Raw genomic sequence first — 16589 nt, forward strand, 5'->3', positions numbered from 1 at the left:
TTTCCTCCGGCGTCGTCCTACTTGGCGACGCTTCGGACGGCGTCGGTTACGGCGGCGAGGGCGAGTAGGCGGACGATGTCGATGTGGGTTTCGACCTGGCCGGTCGACGCGGCGATGAAGCCGTCTCCGTCGAACTGGGTGTGCGGCGGAGTGACGGCACGAGCGAGTCCGTCATGCGCGCCCTGGGCAACGACCCGGCAGCCGACCTTGTCCAGGCGGGCGTTCGTGGCGACGATCCCGATCGTTGTGTGCGCCCGGCTCTCGCCGAACAGCGACGGGTCCGACAAGATGCCCACGGCATCGAACGACACATCCGCGCGACCGTCGTCGATGTCACCGAACGCATTCACGACAGCCAGGCACGCGACCACAACCTCGCCAAGCCGATGCTCGGCGTACCCAAGCCCGCCGGCCCGGCGACCCTGCGGTCCCCGCCAATGCCCGACGTACGCCCCGGTCCCTGCCCCCACCTGACCCTCAAGGATCTGCTCGCCCTGACACGCCAGCGCAGCCGCGTAACCAGCCTCGGAGTCGGGCGCTGCGGATGGATCACCCGCCATCAGATCGAACAGAGCCAGCGTCGGCACGATCGGCACCGGACCAGCGGGCGTCTGCACACCACGGCCGAGCTCTCGGTAGTACCGCATGACACCATCCGCAGCGGCCAGACCGAACGCCGATCCTCCGGTCAGTACGACGCCGTCGATCGCGCTGACCGCCTTACCCGGCTCCAGCAACTCCAGTTCGCGAGATGCCGGCGCACCACCACGCGCCTCGTACGACGCAACCGTCCCCGGCGGCAGGTCCACCACCGTGCAACCGGTCCGTCCCTCGAAGTCGCTCCAATGCCCCACCCGGATCCCGGCCACACCGAACGTCGTCATGCGACCCAACATCGCACACGCGGGTATCAGGCCCGGTCGGCGGACAACTCCTCGGCGATCCGGTTGCCGATGACGAGACACGCGGTCGCAGCGGGTGAAGGTGCGTTGAGGACGTGCAGCGCGCGCCCGTCGCGGAGGAACAGGAAGTCGTCGACCAGCTTGCCGTCGCGCGTCACGGCCTGAGCACGGACTCCTGCGCCAGAGCGCCGTACATCAGAAACCTGCAGTTCGGGGAGCATGCGCCGGGCCTCGCGGACCAGCGCCCTGCCGGTCAGCGAACGGACGATCTCCTTCGTACCGGTCCGTGCGTACCGGCGGGCCAGGCGCCAGGTTCCTCGGTACGTCGCGGCTTCCCAGACGTCTCGTGGGACGATCGACGACCACTTGTAGCCCTCGCGGGACAAGGCGGGTACGGCGTTAGGCCCGACGTGGACACCGCCGTCGATGCCGCGGGTCAGGTGGACGCCAAGGAACGGCAGGTCCGGGTCGGGCACCGGATAGACCAGGCCCTTCACCAAGTACTCGCGCCCAGGGACGATCTCGCTGAACTCACCGCGGAACGGGAGAATCCGGACACCAGGCTCGAGCCCAGACGCGCGCGCCAGCCGATCGCTGTGCAGGCCGGCGCAGACAGCGACCCGCTCGGCCTCGATCACGTCGTCAACCATCCGTACCCGGGCCATCGAACCCGCGTTCTCGACCGACACCACGGACACCCCGGTCCGGATCTCACCACCCGCCGCCCGTACGTCGTCGGCCAACGCCGCCGCGACCAGCTTGAAGTCCACGCGGCCAGTCGAGTCGACGGCCAGCGCACCCTTCACGCGCAGATGTGGTTCGCGCTCAGCCACCTCATCGAGCGTCAGCCGGCGGACCGGGACACCGTTCTCCTGGCCGATGCCGAACAACCGGTCGAGCTGCGGCAGCTCGGACTCCGTCGTCGCCACGACCAGCTTGCCCGGGACGTCGAGCGGGATGCCTTTCTCCTCGCAGTACTCCTTCAGCGCTGCCCCGCCGGCCACGGCGAACCGCGCCTTCAGCGAGCCGGGCCGGTAATACAGACCCGAGTGCACGACACCCGAGTTGTGCCCGGTCTGATGCGCGGCGACCGACTGCTCTTTCTCCAGTACGACGACCGGCGTACCGGGGTCGCGCCGCTGCAAGGCGCGCGCCACCGCCAGCCCGACAATGCCGCCGCCGACTACTACCGCAGATCTCGTCACGCCTAAGAGAGGTCCTTCGAACGGTCAGAAATACAGCCAGTCTCGGAGCAGAGTAGCCAGAGCCACCGGGGCGTCGTACTGCATGAGGTGGCCGGCGTCCGGCACCTCGACGTACGACGCACCCGGGATGGGGCCCGCCAGCTGCCTCCCGGTCGCCGTCGGAATCCACGCGTCCTCACGGCCCCACACCACCTTGACCGCGATCGAGAGGTCGAGCCTTGCCCCAGGCGATCGACCGGCCTTCCCACTCGAACCTCTCGTCGACCTCCATCTCTCCACCTAACCATCAATGATGGTCTTGATGGTTAGTGGGTGTAGGCGATCTGTTCCTGGATCCGGAACTCGAGGCCGTCGGCGACCGCGAGGTACACGTCCTGGTCGACGAGGTTGCCGTCGAGGCGGAGCAGACCGCGCGGGCTGTCGTAGAAGTGGCCGCTGGGGAGGCCGGCCGACATCGCGATCGAGCCGCTGACCTCGCCGAGGCGGGCGAGGAACCGGATCGCCTCGTAGCACGACTCGCCGACCGCGTTGAGGGCCGGCGCGAAGGGACCGAAGCGGGCGTAGTACTGCTGGGCGAACTCACTGCTCTCCACGGTCGACAGCCCGTCGAAGTATGCCGCGGCCGCGTAGACGCCGTGGTTCGCACCAGGTCCGCCGCCGAGCAGCGTGTTCTCCTCGATCGCCGGGCTCAGGCGAAGTAGGTCCTCACTCAGCCCGGCCCGGGCGAACTGACGGTTGAAGTGGACCGCATCCTGGCCCATCAGCAGCATGATCACGCCGTCGGCCTTAGTTGCCTTCAGCCCGTTGATCACCTCACTGAAGTCATCGGTGCCGAGGGCAACATAAGCGGAATCGACGATGTCCAAGGCCTCCTGGGCAACGGATCCGGTCACCCGCGGGTAGACATAGTCGTTGCCGACGACAACCCATCGGCTGGCGCCGTGGTTCTCGCGGAGCCATCGCGCGGCCGGCAGCAGCTGGTTGACCGGGCGCTCGCCGAGCATGAACACGCCGGGCGTGTCGTCGCCGCCTTCGTGCATCGCGGCGAACGCGTACACAACCCGGCCGCCGATCCGCCGAGTCAGCGCCACCCGGACCGCGGAGATATGCCAGCCGGCCACCGCCTCCACCCGCCCGGAGTCGACCAGCCGCCCGACCTCCTCAGCCACGACCGCGGGCGGTCGACCGGCGTCGACCTGGACGAGCTCGACCTGGCGCCCGGCGATGCCGTTGCGGGCGTTCAGTTGCTCGACGGCGAGCTGTCCGCAGGCGAGGCAGGACGGTCCGTAGATCCCGGTCGGCCCTTGCAGCGGCACGACGAAGGCGATCGGCAGTACGTCGGAACGCAGTACCGTCACCTCCTCCCGCCGTACATCCGGTCAAGTGTTGCGGAAGTGGAGGCGGATCTGCGAGCGAACGGCTATATTTCCCAGCACCTGAACGGAGGTGGGGTGCGGATGGCGTCGAGCCTGCTCCTGGTGCTGAAGCGGGTCGAGCGGGAGATCGAGCTCGGTCTGCAGCCGTTGCTGGACGAGTTCGGGCTGACGATCGAGCAGTGGCGGATCATGGCCGCGCTGCACGAGGAGCCCGGTCAGCCGATGTCGCTGCTCGCGGAGTCCGCAGTACTGCCGGCCGCCAGTCTGACCCGGCACGTCGACAAGCTGGTCGAGCGCGGACTCGTCGTACGCCGGATCCATCCGGACGACAAGCGGCGGATCGTCACCGCGCTCTCCCCCGTCGGCGCAACCGTCGCCGAGCGCCTCGCCACCGCCCAGCGCGCCCTCGAAGCCGACGTCGCCAATTACTTCCAGATGGAAATACACGAACGTAGCGGCTCGGCAACACGCAGGTAACACGGCGTTCCTAGGTTCCTTCCATTCGGGTGCATCCCCGCCGGCAACGTCGCCGGTCCGCCGGAGCACCGCTCGCCCGAAGGTGCCGCAGGAGTTCCGCCATGACTGTTGAACCCTCGCTCGACCACCACACCTCCGCCCCACCCGGACCGACCACCGCGACCCGCGAGACACTCGAGGACTACACCCTCCGATTCGCGCCGCGCAGCTACCGCAAGTGGACGACCGGCGTCGTCGCCGTCTCGGCCCTCGGCGGCATCGCCTACCTGGCCGACTTCGCGATCGGCGCGAACATCGGCATCTCGTACGGGACGACCAACGCGCTGTGGGGCATCGGGATCTTCGCCGTGGTGATCATGGCGACCGGGCTGCCGCTGGCGTACTACGCCGCGCGGTACAACATCGACCTCGACCTGATCACCCGCGGCAGCGGCTTCGGGTACTACGGCTCGGTCGTGACGAACGTGATCTTCGCGTCGTTCACGTTCATCTTCTTCGCGCTCGAAGGCTCGATCATGGCGCAGGGCCTGCAACTCGGGCTGCACGTGCCACTCTGGCTCGGGTACGCCGTTTCGACCATGGTGATCTTCCCGCTCGTGATCTACGGGATGAAGGTGTTGTCGACTCTGCAAGTGTGGACGACGCCGCTGTGGCTGATCCTGATGGTGCTGCCGTTCTGCTACCTGCTGATCTCGCACCCGTCGTCGGTGTCGACCTTCTTCGATTACGGCCCTGACGCCGATTTCGGCTCGATGTTGCTCGCAGCCGGCGTGTGCCTGTCGCTGATCGCGCAGATCGCCGAGCAGATCGACTACCTCCGCTTCATGCCGCCGAAGACGCCGGAGAACTCACGCAAGTGGTGGACCGCGATGCTGCTGGCCGGACCGGGGTGGGTCATCTTCGGCGCTCTGAAGCAGGTCATCGGCCTCTTCCTGGCGGTCTACATCATCGCGAACGTCGCCGACTCGTCCGCCATCGCCAACCAGCCGGTGCATCAGTTCCTGGAGATCTACCGCGGATTCCTGCCGGGGTGGCTGGCGATGACGCTGGCCGTCGTACTCGTCGTCATCAGCCAGGTGAAGATCAACGTCACCAACGCGTACTCCGGTTCGCTGGCCTGGACGAACTCGTACACCCGGCTGACCAGGCATTACCCCGGACGGCTCGTATTCCTCGGGTTCAACCTGGTGATCGCGCTGGTTCTGATGGAGGCGAACATGTTCGACTTCCTCAACACCATCCTCGGCTTCTACGCGAACTGCGGGATGGCATGGATCGTGGTCGTTGCCTCCGACATCGTCTTCAACAAGTACCTCTTGAAGCTCTCACCCAAGGCGCCCGAGTTCCGGCGCGGCATGCTGTACGCCGTCAATCCGGTCGGATTCGTTTCAATGGCAGCCGCCGCCGGCGTGTCGATCGTCGTATTCTTCGGTGGACTCGGCTCGGGCATCAAGCCGTACTCGCCGCTCGTCGCGATCGGACTGGCCCTCGTACTGCCGCCGGTCCTGGCCGTGATCACGCGCGGCAAGTACTACCTGCGCCGTACCGACGACGGGCTGGACCTGCCGATGTACGACGAACACGGCAACCCGTCAGGCGCCGTACTCACCTGTCATGTCTGCCGCCAGGACTACGAACGCCCCGACATGACCGCGTGCGCAACCCACGACGCGGCCGTCTGCTCCCTCTGCCTGAGCACAGACAAGGTGTCCGACCACGTCCTACCGTTGCAATCGTGAACTTCACTCCCGCTGACGTCGAGAAGCTGCTGCTCTCCGTGGCCGGCATGGTCGCCCGCGACCGGCTGGCCCGGGGAGTGCTGCTCAACCACCCCGAAGCCGTCGCCCTCCTCAGCACCTGGGTGATCGAACGAGCCCGCGAAGGCGCCCGCGTCGCCGACCTGATGGAAACCGGCCGCACAGTGCTGACCCGAGACCAGGTCATGCCAGGCGTCGCAGAACTCCTCCACGACGTCCAGGTAGAAGCCACCTTCCCAGACGGCCGCAAGCTCGTGACTATCCACAGCCCTATCATTTGAGGCGGATCTCATGGCTGACGACGTTAGACTTAGCAAGGAAGGTCAGGGGGCGCACACCAGCCCTCCCGGCCCCGGCGCCATCCGCGTCCGACCAGGCACCATTACGTTGAATGCCGATCGTTCGGACGACGAGCGTTTGCGGCTGGTGATCGTGAACACCGGCGACCGTCCCATCCAGATCGGTTCACATCTGCACTTGCCGGATGCGAACACTGCGCTGTCGTTCGACCGCGCCGCTGCACAGGGTTTCCGGCTCGACATCCCGTCCGGTACGTCGCAACGCTTCGAGCCGGGCGCGTCCCGGGAGGTGCAGCTTGTCGCTCTCAGGGGCAATCGGAAGGTTCCGGGGATTCAGGTGAAGCACGATGGTTGAGATCTCGCGGGCGGCGTACGCCGCGTTGTACGGGCCGACTGTCGGCGACCAGGTCCGGCTCGCTGACACCGACCTGTGGGTGGAGGTCGAGCAGGACCTGACCGTCGGCGGGGAGGAAGTGGTCTTCGGCGGCGGGAAGTCGATTCGCGAGTCGATGGCGCAAGGTACGGCGACGCGCGCGGAGGGAGCACCCGACACCGTCATCACCAATGTGCTCGTCGTGGACTGGTGGGGCATCATCCGCGCCGACGTCGGGATTCGCGACGGCCGGATCGTCGCCCTCGGCCGCGCCGGGAACCCGGACATCGCGGACGGCGTCCACCCGGACCTCCGGATCGGGCCGTCGACCGACGTGATCGCGGGCGAGGGTCGCATTCTCACCGCCGGTGCGATCGACTCACACGTCCATCTGCTGTCGCCTTCGCAACTCCACGAGGCCCTGGCGACCGGGATCACCACGATCGTCGGCGGCGGGACCGGCCCGAGCGAGGGCTCCAAGGCGACCACGGTCACCCCCGGCGCATGGCATCTCGAGCAGATGCATCGCGCGCTGGACGCCGTACCGCTCAACATCCTCCTGCTCGGCAAGGGAAACACCGTGAGCGCGGAAGCCCTCGCGGAGCAGGCTCTCGCGGGTGCCGCCGGGTACAAGGTGCACGAGGACTGGGGCTCAACCCCGGCCGCAATCGATTCCGCATTGCGCGCCGCGGACGACTGGGGTCTCCAGGTCGCGCTGCACGCCGACAGCCTGAACGAGGCCGGCTACGTCGAGTCGACGCTCGCCGCGATCGCCGGGAGGTCGATTCACGCGTTCCACGTCGAGGGCGCGGGCGGTGGTCACGCGCCGGACATTCTCTCCATCGCGTCGTACCCGCACGTCATCCCCGGCTCGACCAACCCGACGCTGCCGCACACCGTGAACACGGTCGCCGAGCACCTCGACATGCTGATGGTCTGCCACCATCTCAGCCCGGACGTACCCGAGGACCTCGCGTTCGCCGAGTCCCGGATCCGGGCGACCACGATCGCGGCCGAGGACATCCTGCACGATCTCGGCGCGCTGTCCGTGACCTCGTCCGACGCGCAGGCGATGGGCCGGATCGGCGAGGTGATCACCCGGACCTGGCAGGTCGCCCACGTGATGAAGGCCCGCCGCGGTCCGTTAAGCGGTGATCTTCCCGCCGACAACGAGCGGGTCCGCCGGTACGTCGCGAAGTACACCATCAACCCGGCCGTTGCCCACGGCATCGATCACGAGGTCGGCTCGGTCGAGCCGGGCAAACTCGCGGACCTGACGCTCTGGGATCCCCGGTACTTCGGTGTCCGGCCGAGCCTGGTGATCAAGGGCGGCGCGATCGCGTGGGCCGCGCTCGGCGATCCGAACGCGTCGATCCCGACCCCGCAGCCCGTGCTGATGCGTCCCGCGTTCGGCGACGCGATCGGCGCGGACCTGTCGTTCACGTTCGTCTCCCCTGCCGCCCTCGACGACGGCCTGGCGGAGCGGCTGGGACTGCGCCGGCGACTGCTCGGCGTACGGCCGACGCGGGCGATCGGCAAGGCGGACATGAAGAACAACAGCGCCTTGCCGAGCATCGACATCGACCCGGAGACGTTCGCGATCAAGGTCGACGGCGACCTGGTCGAACCGTCCCCCGCCGAGGTCCTTCCACTCGCCCAGCTGTACGCGATGTTCTGATGAGTACTGCGGAACTGGTCGCGCTGATGCTCACCGACGGCCGCCTGCCGACCGGTGGCCACACCCAGTCCGCCGGCCTCGAACCCGCAGTACGCGCCGGACTAGGTGCCGACGGCAAGCAACTCGCGGACGTCACGACGTACGCCCGAGACCGCCTCCACACCGTCACCCGAGTCGAGGCGGCGGTTGCAGTCCTAGCCCGCTACATCACTCACTCCCATCAGTCCGAAGGGCTCCGGCTGGTTGAAGGGGCTTGGGCGGCTCGGACTTCGTCGCAGGTTTTGCGGGGGGTTTCTCGGCGGCAGGGGCGCGCGTATTTGCGGTTGGCGGGGCGGGTTTGGCCCGAGGTGCTTGAGCACCTGCAGGCGGACAGTGAGGTCCCGCGGCCGATTGTCATCGGGGTCATCGGCGCGGTCACCGGACTCTCGGCGGAGCAGGTGGCTCGCATCATCGCGTACGACGATGTGCAGTCCGTGGTGTCCGCGTCGTTGAAGTTGCTCCCCGTGGACCCAGCTGAGGCGGCGACCTGGCTGGCCGGGCTTCATGACGACATCGAGGAGCTGGTCGCCGACGTCTCGCCGTTGACCGACATCGAGAAGATCCCAGCCAACGGCGCGCCGCTGATCGATCAGTTCGCGCAGAATCACGCGACCGAGAGAATGAGGTTGTTCCATGCATGAGACCCGCTCCTTCCGGCTGGGCGTCGCCGGACCGGTCGGCACCGGCAAGAGCTCCCTGATCGCGACCGTCTGCCGCGAACTCGCCGACGAACTCCGCCTCGGAGTGATCACCAACGACATCTACACCGACGAGGACGCCCGCCTGCTGCGGTCGGCCGGCGTACTCGATCCCGACCGCATCCGCGCCGTCGAGACCGGAGCCTGCCCGCACACCGCGATCCGCGACGACGTCACCCCGAACCTGATCGCCGTCGAGGATCTCGAGCGCGACTTCGCCCCGCTGGACGTCGTACTCGTCGAATCCGGCGGCGACAACCTGACCGCGACGTTCTCGCCGGCCCTCGTCGACGCGCAGATCTTCGTACTCGACGTGGCCGGTGGCGGTGACGTCGCACGGAAGGGCGGCCCGGGGATCGCGCGAGCGGATCTGCTCATCGTCAACAAGACCGACCTGGCGCCGTACGTCGGGGTCGATGTCGAACAGATGGTCAAGGATGCGAGCGAAGCCCGCGACGGGAAGCCAGTGATCGCACTCTCCCGCACGGATCCCGCCTCGGTCGCCGAGCTGACCGAGTGGGTCCGGACCATGACGGCCCACGTTCGCACCGGAGGGCACACACCGGTCGACCCCGGTCCGATGGCTCCGCACTCCCACGTCGGCGAGGACGGCACGCTGATCACCCATGTCCACTCGCATTGACGTCACCGCCGACCCGGTCCGCGATCGCTGTCTCCTGACGACCGGCCACCTCTCACCCCGGCGCTTGCATAGCCCACCCGGCGTGGTGCGCGTCGCCCTCGTCGCAGCGGGAGCCCTCCTGCTCGCCGGCGACAAAGTACGTATCGAAATCGTCGTCGAAGGTCCCGTGCGACTCGAGATCGTGGAAACCGCCGGAACGGTCGCCTACGCGATGCGCGGTGGATCCGCCCGCTGGGACGTCGACATCCGGCTGACGGACGGCGCAAGCCTGCACTGGTACGCGGAACCGTTCGTCGTCTCCGCCGGCGCCGACGTCACCCGCACCACAACGGCACGTCTAGCCCCCGGCTGCACCGCTCAACTCCGTGAGTCACTCGTCCTCGGCCGGTACGGCGAACTCGGCGGCACCGTCCGTACGACCACCCGCGCCTGGATCGACGACCACCTGCTCCTCGCCGAAGACCTCGACCTCTCCCCCGAGCCCCGCACCGGCTGGGCCATCCTCGGATCGGCCCGGTGCCTGGACACCGTTACCACGCTGGGTTTCCGCCTCCCCGACGACCCCAAAACGCTACAACTCGAAGGCTGCGGATCCATCGCCCGCCAACTGCTCGACGAACAACACCAGAGCACCCTGCACTAACTTCAGTGCGGCGACGGCGAAGCTGCCGACTGGTCCGGGAGATCGCGGTCGAGATGGTCGGCGTGGAACAGGGCCTGGTCGAGCAGGCGACGTACATGATGATCGGCGGCCGAGTAGTAGACGAACGTCCCTTCTCGACGGCCTTTGACGAGGCCGGCGAGGCGGAGCTTGGCGAGGTGCTGGCTGACGGCGGTCGGCGCTGCCCCGGCCAGTTCGGCCAGGCAGGCGACCGACGACTCGCCCTGCAGGAGGGCCCAGAGGACCTTGATCCGGGTCGGATCGGCGAGCAGCCGGAACGACTCTGCCGCGAGGTGTACCTGTTCCTCGTTCGGCATCTCGAAGTCCTCGATCGACGAGTGCATGCGCCGAGCCTAGCGTTACCTGCCTACTTGCGTACCTGCATGCTTGCGCAGCTAAGATGCTCAGGTGACGCAGACCCACGGACATGGACACGGCCACGGACACGGCCACGCCAGCGCCGACAAGATCGACTCCGCGCTCGAGGCGAGTCGGGACGGCATGCGGTGCCTGAAGATCAGCTTCGCCGGCCTGATCGTCACCGCTGTCATCCAGACCGTCATCGTCATCTACACCGACTCGGTCGCCCTCCTCGGCGACACCCTGCACAACTACGCCGACGCCCTGACCGCCGTCCCGTTGGGGATCGCCTTCATCGTCGGCCGCCGGCTCGCCACTCGCGCGTACACCTACGGATTCGGTCGCGCCGAAGACCTCGCCGGCGTGGTCGTCGTGATGTTGATCGCGGCATCTTCGGCGTACGCCGGTTACGAGGCGATCAGGCGATTCATCCATCCGGCCGACGTCCACCACGTCGGCGTACTCGTGATCGCCGGCGTCGTCGGCTTTCTGGGCAACGAAGTCGTCGCCCAGTACCGCATCCGCACGGGCCGCCGAATCGGCTCCGCAGCGCTCGTCGCCGACGGCCTGCACGCCCGGACGGATGGATTCACCAGCCTCGCCGTCGTCCTCAGCGCGATCGGCGCCTGGCTCGGTTTCCCGCTCGCCGATCCGATCATCGGCCTACTGATCACGGTCGCGATCCTGTTCGTACTGCGCGATGCCGCCCGCGAGGTCTACCGCCGACTCATGGACGCCGTCGACCCAGCCCTCGTCGACCAGGCCGAGCACATCATCCGATCCACACCCGGCGTACTCGACGTGTCCGACATCCAACTCCGCTGGCTCGGCCACACCCTCCGCGCCGAAGCCCGCATCACCATCGACTCCAACACCACACTCGTCGACGCGCACCACCTCAGCCACCAGGTCGAGCACGACCTCATCCACGCGGTGCCGCACCTCACCACTGCCACGATCCACACCGAGCCGCTCCCCCAGGACGCCACCCCGGCCCGCAACCTGGTGCGATAGTCAACCGGGCTGGTCGGACATAGGCTGGATCGGGTTCGGCAACCGCGGCGTGGGTCACCGCTGGGAGGGCGGCGGACTGTGGAGGGTGCAGGCGGTCTGGAGGGGAGGCGGGTACGGGCAACGGAGCTGCTCGGCCGCCGGCCGGAACGCGCCGTTCTCGACCGTTTACTCGCTGAGGTCCGCAGCGGAGGCAGCCGGGTGCTCGTCGTACGCGGTGAGGCCGGTGTCGGGAAGACCGCACTGCTCAACTACGCCACCGAGGCCGCGACCGATCTGCGCCTGCTGCGCACGGTCGGCGTGCAGTCCGAGATGGAGCTGGTGTTCGCGGCTCTGCATCAATTGTGTCTGCCGCTACTGGATCGGATGGAGCGGATTCCGGAACCGCAGCGGCGGGCGCTCGCGACGGTGTTCGGGCTTGCGCCCGGACCCGCTCCGGATCGGTTCATGGTCGGGCTCGCGGTGCTCAGTCTGATCTCCGATCTCGCGGCCGAGCAGCCGGTGCTGGTCGTCGTCGACGACGCGCAGTGGCTCGACACCGCGACCGCGCAGACGCTCGGGTTCGTAGCCCGCAGGATCGGGAACGAAGCGGTCGGCCTGCTGTTCGGTGCACGCGAGGTCGGCGTGGAGCTGAACGGACTCGCGGAGCTGGAAGTCGACGGGCTGCCGGACGACGAGGCACGCGCGTTGCTCGGGTCGGCCGTCGAGTTCCTGCTCGATGCTCCGATCCGGGATCGCCTCGTGGCCGAGACCGGTGGCAATCCGCTGGCGTTGCTGCAGCTGCCACGAGGGCTGACGGCGACTCAGCTGGCCGCCGGATTCGGGCTGTTCGGTGGGCAAGGTCTGCCCGGGCGGATCGAGCAGAGCTTCCTGTTGCAGGCCGACGCCCTGCCGCAGGAGACGCGGCAACTCTTGCTGGTCGCCGCGGCCGAGCCGGTGGGCGATCCGGTGCTGGTACGTCGGGCCGCCGATCAGCTCGGGATCGAGGCCGCGTTCGCGGAGATCGAGGGTCTGCTGAGCCTGGGTGAACGGGTGACGTTCCGCCATCCGCTGGTGCGATCGGCGCTCTATGGGTCGGCGTCCGCCATCGAGCGCCGCGCAGTACACCTGGCGCTGGCCGGAGCGACGGACTCGACCACCGATCCCGATCGGCGCGCTTGGCACCTGGCGGCCGCTGCGACCGGGCCCGACGAGAGAGTTGCCGTCGAGCTGGTGCGGTCTGCGGATCGGGCTCAGGCCCGAGGCGGGTTCGCGGCGGCCGCGGCGTGCTTGCAGCGCGCGGTCGCGCTGACCCGCGACCCGGTACGCCGTACCGAGCGCGCGCTCGCCGGTGCGCAGGCGAGTGTTCAGGCCGGCGCGTTCCGGACGGCGTGGGAGTTGCTCGCGACCGCGGAGGCGGGGCAGCTCGACGATCTCGGACGGGCGCGGATCGATCTGCTCCGCGCGGAGGCGGCGTTCGCCCAACAACGCGGCCGCGACGCGCCGGGACTGCTGCTGCGTGCCGCTCGAACCCTCGAATCGCTCGACGCCCGCCTGGCCCGGGATACCTATCTCGACGCGTGGAGCGCTGCCCTGTTCGCGGGCCAACTTGCCGGCACCGGCCTCCGCGAGGTGTCACAAGCGGCGATGGCAGCCCCACGCCCCGCAGCGCCGGCGCAGAGTTCCGACGTGCTGCTGGATGGGTTTGCGTTGTTGTTCGCGGAGGGACGGGACCGTGGAGTGCCGTTGCTCAAGGAGGCTGCGGTCGCGTTCGGTGCTGGGGAGGCCTCGGCCGAGGAGATCCTTCGGTGGGGGTGGCTGGCGACTGCCGCGGCCGCCACCGCGTGGGACTTCGAGGCCTGTCTGGCCGCTTCCGTCCGGCAGGTGGAGACAGCGCGAGGCGCGGGCGCGCTCGCCGTACTCGCGGTCGGCGTCAACGTACTCGGCCAGGTGTACGCAATGGCGGGTGACTTCGCCGAAGCGACCTCGCTGCGGGCCGAGGCCGACGCGGTCCGCGAGGCAACCGGCACCCACATCGGGCCGTATGGCGCGTTGGTGCTGACCGCTCTGCAAGGGCGCCCGGACGACGCGTTCGGGTTGATCGACGACACCATCACGCGGACGACGGCCGAGGGCCAGGGTACGGCGGCGCAGTACGCGCGCTGGGCGAAGTCCGTCGTACTGAACGGACTCGGCCATCATGACGAAGCGTTGCCGTGGGCAACTGCCGCCAGCGAAGACACACCGGAACTGTTCGTGTCCTCCTGGGCCCTGAGCGAGCAGATCGAAGCCGCCGCACGCAGCGGACATCCACGCGAGGCTGCCGACGCACTCGCCCGCCTGCAGGAGAAGACACGCGGCACCGCCGAACGCTGGGGGCTCGGCATCGAGGCGCGCGCCCGCGGACTGGTGCACAAGGGCGCCGCCGCCGAGAAGGCGTACCTCGAAGCGATCGAGCACCTCGACGGCACCAGACTGCGCCCGGACCTGGCCCGTGCGCACCTGCTGTACGGCGAATGGCTGCGCCGGCGAGCGCGCCGGGGCGACGCCCGGTCCGAACTGCGCACCGCCTACGAGCTGTTCTCCGAGATCGGCATGGTCGCCTTCGCCGAGCGCGCCCGCCGGGAGTTGCAGGCGACCGGCGAGACCGTACGCCGACGCGCATCCGGATCGACGGCCGGTGCCGAGCTGACCCCGCAGGAACGTCAGATCGCCCTTCTGGTCCGCGACGGTCTGTCGAATCCCGAAGTCGGCACCCGGCTGTTCCTCAGCCCACGCACGGTCGAATGGCACCTCCGCAAGATCTTCGACAAGCTCTCGATCAGCTCCCGACGCCAACTGCGGGACGCGCTGCCCGAGGCCGGTTAACGCGACACCAATTGCTGACCCCCGTCGATGTCGTACGTCGCACCGGTCAGCGCACCGTTCGTCATCAGGTGGACGACCAGCGCAGCCACGTCGTCAGGGCCGACGACTCGCCCGATCGGCAATGTGGCACGCAACTCCGCGCGACGGTCCTCGAGCTGATCGCCCAGCAGCCGCGCCGACAGCGGTGTGTCGACGAAGCCGGCAGCGACCGTGTTCACCCGGATCGGAGCGATCTCGACGGCCGCGTTCGCGACGATCGCGGACTGCGCAGCCGTCGCGATGGCGGCGATCATCAGTCCGACCCCCGGCCGCCGGGCGCCCGTACCGCTGATGAACGTCAGCGACCCGCCCGCGCGAACCCTCCCGATGCACAGCCGCGCGATGCGCAACGATCCGACCACGTGCTGGCTCATGAAGCGTTCCGCCTGCGCAAGATCGAGCTCCGGCAGCGGCGCGTAGAACGGACCGCTGCCGCCCACGAGGAGGTGATCGAGCTGCTGCGGCAAGTCCGCGAAGAGCGCTTCGAGCTCGGCCGGATCATACATATCCAGTGTCACCGCGCTCTCCGCGCCGACCTCTGCGGCCGCCTTCTCGAGCCGATCGCGATCGCGCCCGGTGATGATCACCCGCGCACCCGCCGCACCGGCCTGTCGAGCAGTCTCCAACCCAATGCCCGCACTGCCACCCATCACGACAACGACCTGCCCGGCGAGACTCTTCATTGACTCAGCCATCTGCTCTCCTAATTCACGTCGATACCGGTACGGCGCAACCGTGCACGCGAGGTGTCGCCGGGAGGTGACTGGTCGTCGGACGACCGCGCGCGACGAACACCATCGTGATCACTGCGGCGACGACGCTCAGGCCTGCCATCACGAGCATCGCCGTCTGGTACCTGTTCGCCAACGGGCCGGCGAGCTCGTCCGAGCCGCCGACGCCCAGCAGCACGGGAACGAGCGCGATCAGGACCACGCCCCCGACGCGGGACGCCGCATCATTGATCGCCGAGGCCTCACCGAGATCCGCATCATCGACAGCAGCGAGTACGCCGGCTGTCAGCGGAGCGACGGTCAGTCCGATCCCCAGGCCCCACAACAGTGCGCCGGGCAAAATCGCCCGTACATAGCTTTCGCCAGGCTGCGCCGCGGACAGCCAAGCGAACCCGCCGGCCACGATCAGGATGCCGGCAGCCATCGGCAGGCGAGTACCGACCCGGGCAACCAGACCGCCGACGAACGGCGAGACCAGCAGGAACACGGCCGACTCCGGAATCAGCGCCGCGCCCGCCTGGGTCGCGCTGTAGCCAAGCCGCAGTTGGCACTGCAGAACAACCAGGTAGCTGGCCGCAGACAACGCCCCATAGAAGAGGACAGTCGCGGCGTTGATGGCAACGAACTGCCTGATCCGGAACAGCGCAGTACGCAACATGGGCGCCGACAGTCGTTGCTCGACCGGAATCAGCGCGGCCAGGCAGACGACGCCGACGACAGCCGACACCACGACCGGCGCGCTGGTCCAGCCTGACGCGGATCCTGCGGTCAGTGCGTAGATCACGCCGCCCAATCCGAGCACGGCCAGCAGAGCACCGGTGAGATCGACCGACAACGGACGCCGGGGCCGGGTGACCTCCGGTACGCCGCGCAGTACCCACAACGCGGCCGCGATCAGCGGGAAGTTCAAGAGGAACACGTACCGCCAGGAGCCGTGGTCGATCAACCAGCCTCCGCCGTACGGGCCAAGCGTCGTACCAAGAGTCGACAGGCCGGCCCAGACGCCGATCCCCTTGGCACGGTCCGCCTGCTTCAGGGTCCCGTTGAGCAACGCGAGACTGCTCGGCACAACCAGCGCCCCGCCCGCCCCTTGCACCACCCGCCCTGCGATCAATGCACCGATGTTCGGAGCCGCGGCGCAGCACAACGATGCGACGAGCATGACGATGAGCCCGGCGACGAGAATTCGGCGCCAGCCGAAGTGATCGGCCAGCGCCCCGGCCAGCAGAAGCAGCGACGCGACGGCGACGAGGTAGCCGGTCAGCACCCACTGAAGCCCACTAACACCGGTCTCCAGATCGCGGCCGATCGCGGGGATCGCGACATTGATCATGTACGCGTCGATGAAGCCGACCATCGACGCCAGCACCGTCGCGGTGACCAGAAGAGCGCCGGCCCTCCCGCGCAGCGCGATCAACCCGGTCCCCGCCACTGCAGGCTCGCTCATGTCGTCGGCCTTCCCGCGTTCGAGCTCAGGCTGGTGGGAGTTGGTG

At 68.3% G+C, this 16589-nt stretch carries 17 protein-coding genes; 10 read left to right on the forward strand and 7 right to left on the reverse strand.

The genetic code is table 11. The annotated features are described in order from the left end of the window. Positions 1-17: 17 nt before the first annotated feature. The 4 genes from EV650_RS07205 to EV650_RS07220 are packed head-to-tail and all read right to left on the reverse strand — an operon-like array spanning position 18 to position 3465. Positions 18-884, reverse strand: a complete 867-nt coding sequence (locus tag EV650_RS07205) for a P1 family peptidase (protein WP_134116589.1) — start codon at positions 882-884, stop codon at positions 18-20. Between the two features lie 26 nt (positions 885-910). Further along, positions 911-2107, reverse strand: a complete 1197-nt coding sequence (lhgD, locus tag EV650_RS07210) for an L-2-hydroxyglutarate dehydrogenase (RefSeq protein WP_134116591.1) — start codon at positions 2105-2107, stop codon at positions 911-913. Between the two features lie 24 nt (positions 2108-2131). Next, the gene (locus EV650_RS07215; protein ID WP_134116593.1) at positions 2132-2386 is read right to left on the reverse strand and encodes an alpha/beta fold hydrolase; all 255 of its coding nucleotides are present in this window, start codon (positions 2384-2386) and stop codon (positions 2132-2134) included. 26 nt (positions 2387-2412) lie between these two features. Then, a complete protein-coding gene (locus EV650_RS07220) occupies positions 2413-3465 on the reverse strand; it encodes a substrate-binding domain-containing protein (protein ID WP_166678051.1) in 1053 nt (350 codons plus the stop codon). 99 nt (positions 3466-3564) lie between these two features. On the opposite strand from EV650_RS07220, the gene EV650_RS07225 reads away from it, so the two are divergent. The 8 genes from EV650_RS07225 to EV650_RS07260 all read left to right on the forward strand — a co-directional run bounded on the left by EV650_RS07225 (position 3565) and on the right by EV650_RS07260 (position 10090). Next, the gene (locus tag EV650_RS07225) at positions 3565-3960 is read left to right on the forward strand and encodes a MarR family winged helix-turn-helix transcriptional regulator (protein ID WP_134116595.1); all 396 of its coding nucleotides are present in this window, start codon (positions 3565-3567) and stop codon (positions 3958-3960) included. A gap of 101 nt (positions 3961-4061) precedes the next feature. Next, positions 4062-5699 (forward strand): purine-cytosine permease family protein, encoded by a 1638-nt coding sequence (locus tag EV650_RS07230; RefSeq protein WP_134116597.1) that lies wholly within the window; start codon positions 4062-4064, stop codon positions 5697-5699. After that, complete coding sequence (locus tag EV650_RS07235; protein ID WP_134116600.1) at positions 5696-5998, forward strand: urease subunit gamma; 303 nt, start codon at positions 5696-5698, stop codon at positions 5996-5998. The genes EV650_RS07230 and EV650_RS07235 overlap by 4 nt, the downstream gene beginning before the upstream one ends. 10 nt (positions 5999-6008) lie before the next feature. After that, the gene (gene ureB / locus EV650_RS07240; RefSeq protein WP_134116602.1) at positions 6009-6371 is read left to right on the forward strand and encodes an urease subunit beta; all 363 of its coding nucleotides are present in this window, start codon (positions 6009-6011) and stop codon (positions 6369-6371) included. Then, a complete protein-coding gene (locus tag EV650_RS07245) occupies positions 6364-8067 on the forward strand; it encodes an urease subunit alpha (protein WP_134116604.1) in 1704 nt (567 codons plus the stop codon). Before ureB ends, EV650_RS07245 begins: the two co-directional genes overlap by 8 nt. Beyond that, the gene (locus EV650_RS07250) at positions 8067-8747 is read left to right on the forward strand and encodes an urease accessory protein UreF (RefSeq protein WP_134116606.1); all 681 of its coding nucleotides are present in this window, start codon (positions 8067-8069) and stop codon (positions 8745-8747) included. Before EV650_RS07245 ends, EV650_RS07250 begins: the two co-directional genes overlap by 1 nt. Continuing rightward, entirely contained in the window at positions 8740-9447 is a 708-nt protein-coding gene (gene ureG / locus EV650_RS07255; RefSeq protein WP_134116608.1) for an urease accessory protein UreG, read from the forward strand. The genes EV650_RS07250 and ureG overlap by 8 nt, the downstream gene beginning before the upstream one ends. After that, on the forward strand, positions 9431-10090 hold the full coding sequence (locus tag EV650_RS07260) for an urease accessory protein UreD (RefSeq protein ID WP_134116609.1): 660 nt from the start codon (positions 9431-9433) through the stop codon (positions 10088-10090). The genes ureG and EV650_RS07260 overlap by 17 nt, the downstream gene beginning before the upstream one ends. Positions 10091-10092: 2 nt before the next feature. Here EV650_RS07260 and EV650_RS07265 read toward each other — a convergent pair whose 3' ends face one another. Next, positions 10093-10452, reverse strand: coding sequence for an ArsR/SmtB family transcription factor (locus EV650_RS07265; protein WP_134116611.1), 360 nt, complete (start codon positions 10450-10452; stop codon positions 10093-10095). Positions 10453-10516: 64 nt separating this feature from the next. Between EV650_RS07265 and EV650_RS07270 the strand changes: the two genes are divergently transcribed. Together EV650_RS07270 and EV650_RS07275 are read left to right on the forward strand one after the other, a co-directional pair. Beyond that, positions 10517-11482 (forward strand): cation diffusion facilitator family transporter, encoded by a 966-nt coding sequence (locus tag EV650_RS07270; protein WP_238174060.1) that lies wholly within the window; start codon positions 10517-10519, stop codon positions 11480-11482. Positions 11483-11560: 78 nt separating this feature from the next. After that, complete coding sequence (locus tag EV650_RS07275; RefSeq protein WP_134116613.1) at positions 11561-14326, forward strand: ATP-binding protein; 2766 nt, start codon at positions 11561-11563, stop codon at positions 14324-14326. Here EV650_RS07275 and EV650_RS07280 read toward each other — a convergent pair. Beyond that, positions 14323-15060 carry an SDR family oxidoreductase gene (locus EV650_RS07280; protein WP_202874422.1) on the reverse strand — a complete coding sequence of 246 codons (738 nt, stop codon included), beginning with the start codon at positions 15058-15060 and terminating at the stop codon, positions 14323-14325. The genes EV650_RS07275 and EV650_RS07280 overlap by 4 nt on opposite strands. A gap of 13 nt (positions 15061-15073) precedes the next feature. Beyond that, positions 15074-16543 (reverse strand): MFS transporter, encoded by a 1470-nt coding sequence (locus EV650_RS07285; RefSeq protein ID WP_134116615.1) that lies wholly within the window; start codon positions 16541-16543, stop codon positions 15074-15076. Positions 16544-16589: the final 46 nt, after the last annotated feature.

This window comes from Kribbella kalugense (genome assembly GCF_004365875.1).
Lineage (GTDB): Bacteria > Actinomycetota > Actinomycetes > Propionibacteriales > Kribbellaceae > Kribbella > Kribbella kalugense.

Bases quoted from the DNA above. Each gene is read 5' to 3' on its own strand.
- EV650_RS07205 (WP_134116589.1), bottom strand. From the start codon at position 884: ATGACGACGTTCGGTGTGGCCGGGATCCGGGTGGGGCATTGGAGCGAC.
- EV650_RS07225 (WP_134116595.1), top strand. From the start codon at position 3,565: ATGGCGTCGAGCCTGCTCCTGGTGCTGAAGCGGGTCGAGCGGGAGATC.
- EV650_RS07230 (WP_134116597.1), top strand. From the start codon at position 4,062: ATGACTGTTGAACCCTCGCTCGACCACCACACCTCCGCCCCACCCGGA.
- ureB (WP_134116602.1), top strand. From the start codon at position 6,009: ATGGCTGACGACGTTAGACTTAGCAAGGAAGGTCAGGGGGCGCACACC.
- EV650_RS07245 (WP_134116604.1), top strand. From the start codon at position 6,364: ATGGTTGAGATCTCGCGGGCGGCGTACGCCGCGTTGTACGGGCCGACT.
- EV650_RS07250 (WP_134116606.1), top strand. From the start codon at position 8,067: ATGAGTACTGCGGAACTGGTCGCGCTGATGCTCACCGACGGCCGCCTG.
- ureG (WP_134116608.1), top strand. From the start codon at position 8,740: ATGCATGAGACCCGCTCCTTCCGGCTGGGCGTCGCCGGACCGGTCGGC.
- EV650_RS07260 (WP_134116609.1), top strand. From the start codon at position 9,431: ATGTCCACTCGCATTGACGTCACCGCCGACCCGGTCCGCGATCGCTGT.
- EV650_RS07265 (WP_134116611.1), bottom strand. From the start codon at position 10,452: ATGCACTCGTCGATCGAGGACTTCGAGATGCCGAACGAGGAACAGGTA.
- EV650_RS07280 (WP_202874422.1), bottom strand. From the start codon at position 15,060: ATGGCTGAGTCAATGAAGAGTCTCGCCGGGCAGGTCGTTGTCGTGATG.
- EV650_RS07285 (WP_134116615.1), bottom strand. From the start codon at position 16,543: ATGAGCGAGCCTGCAGTGGCGGGGACCGGGTTGATCGCGCTGCGCGGG.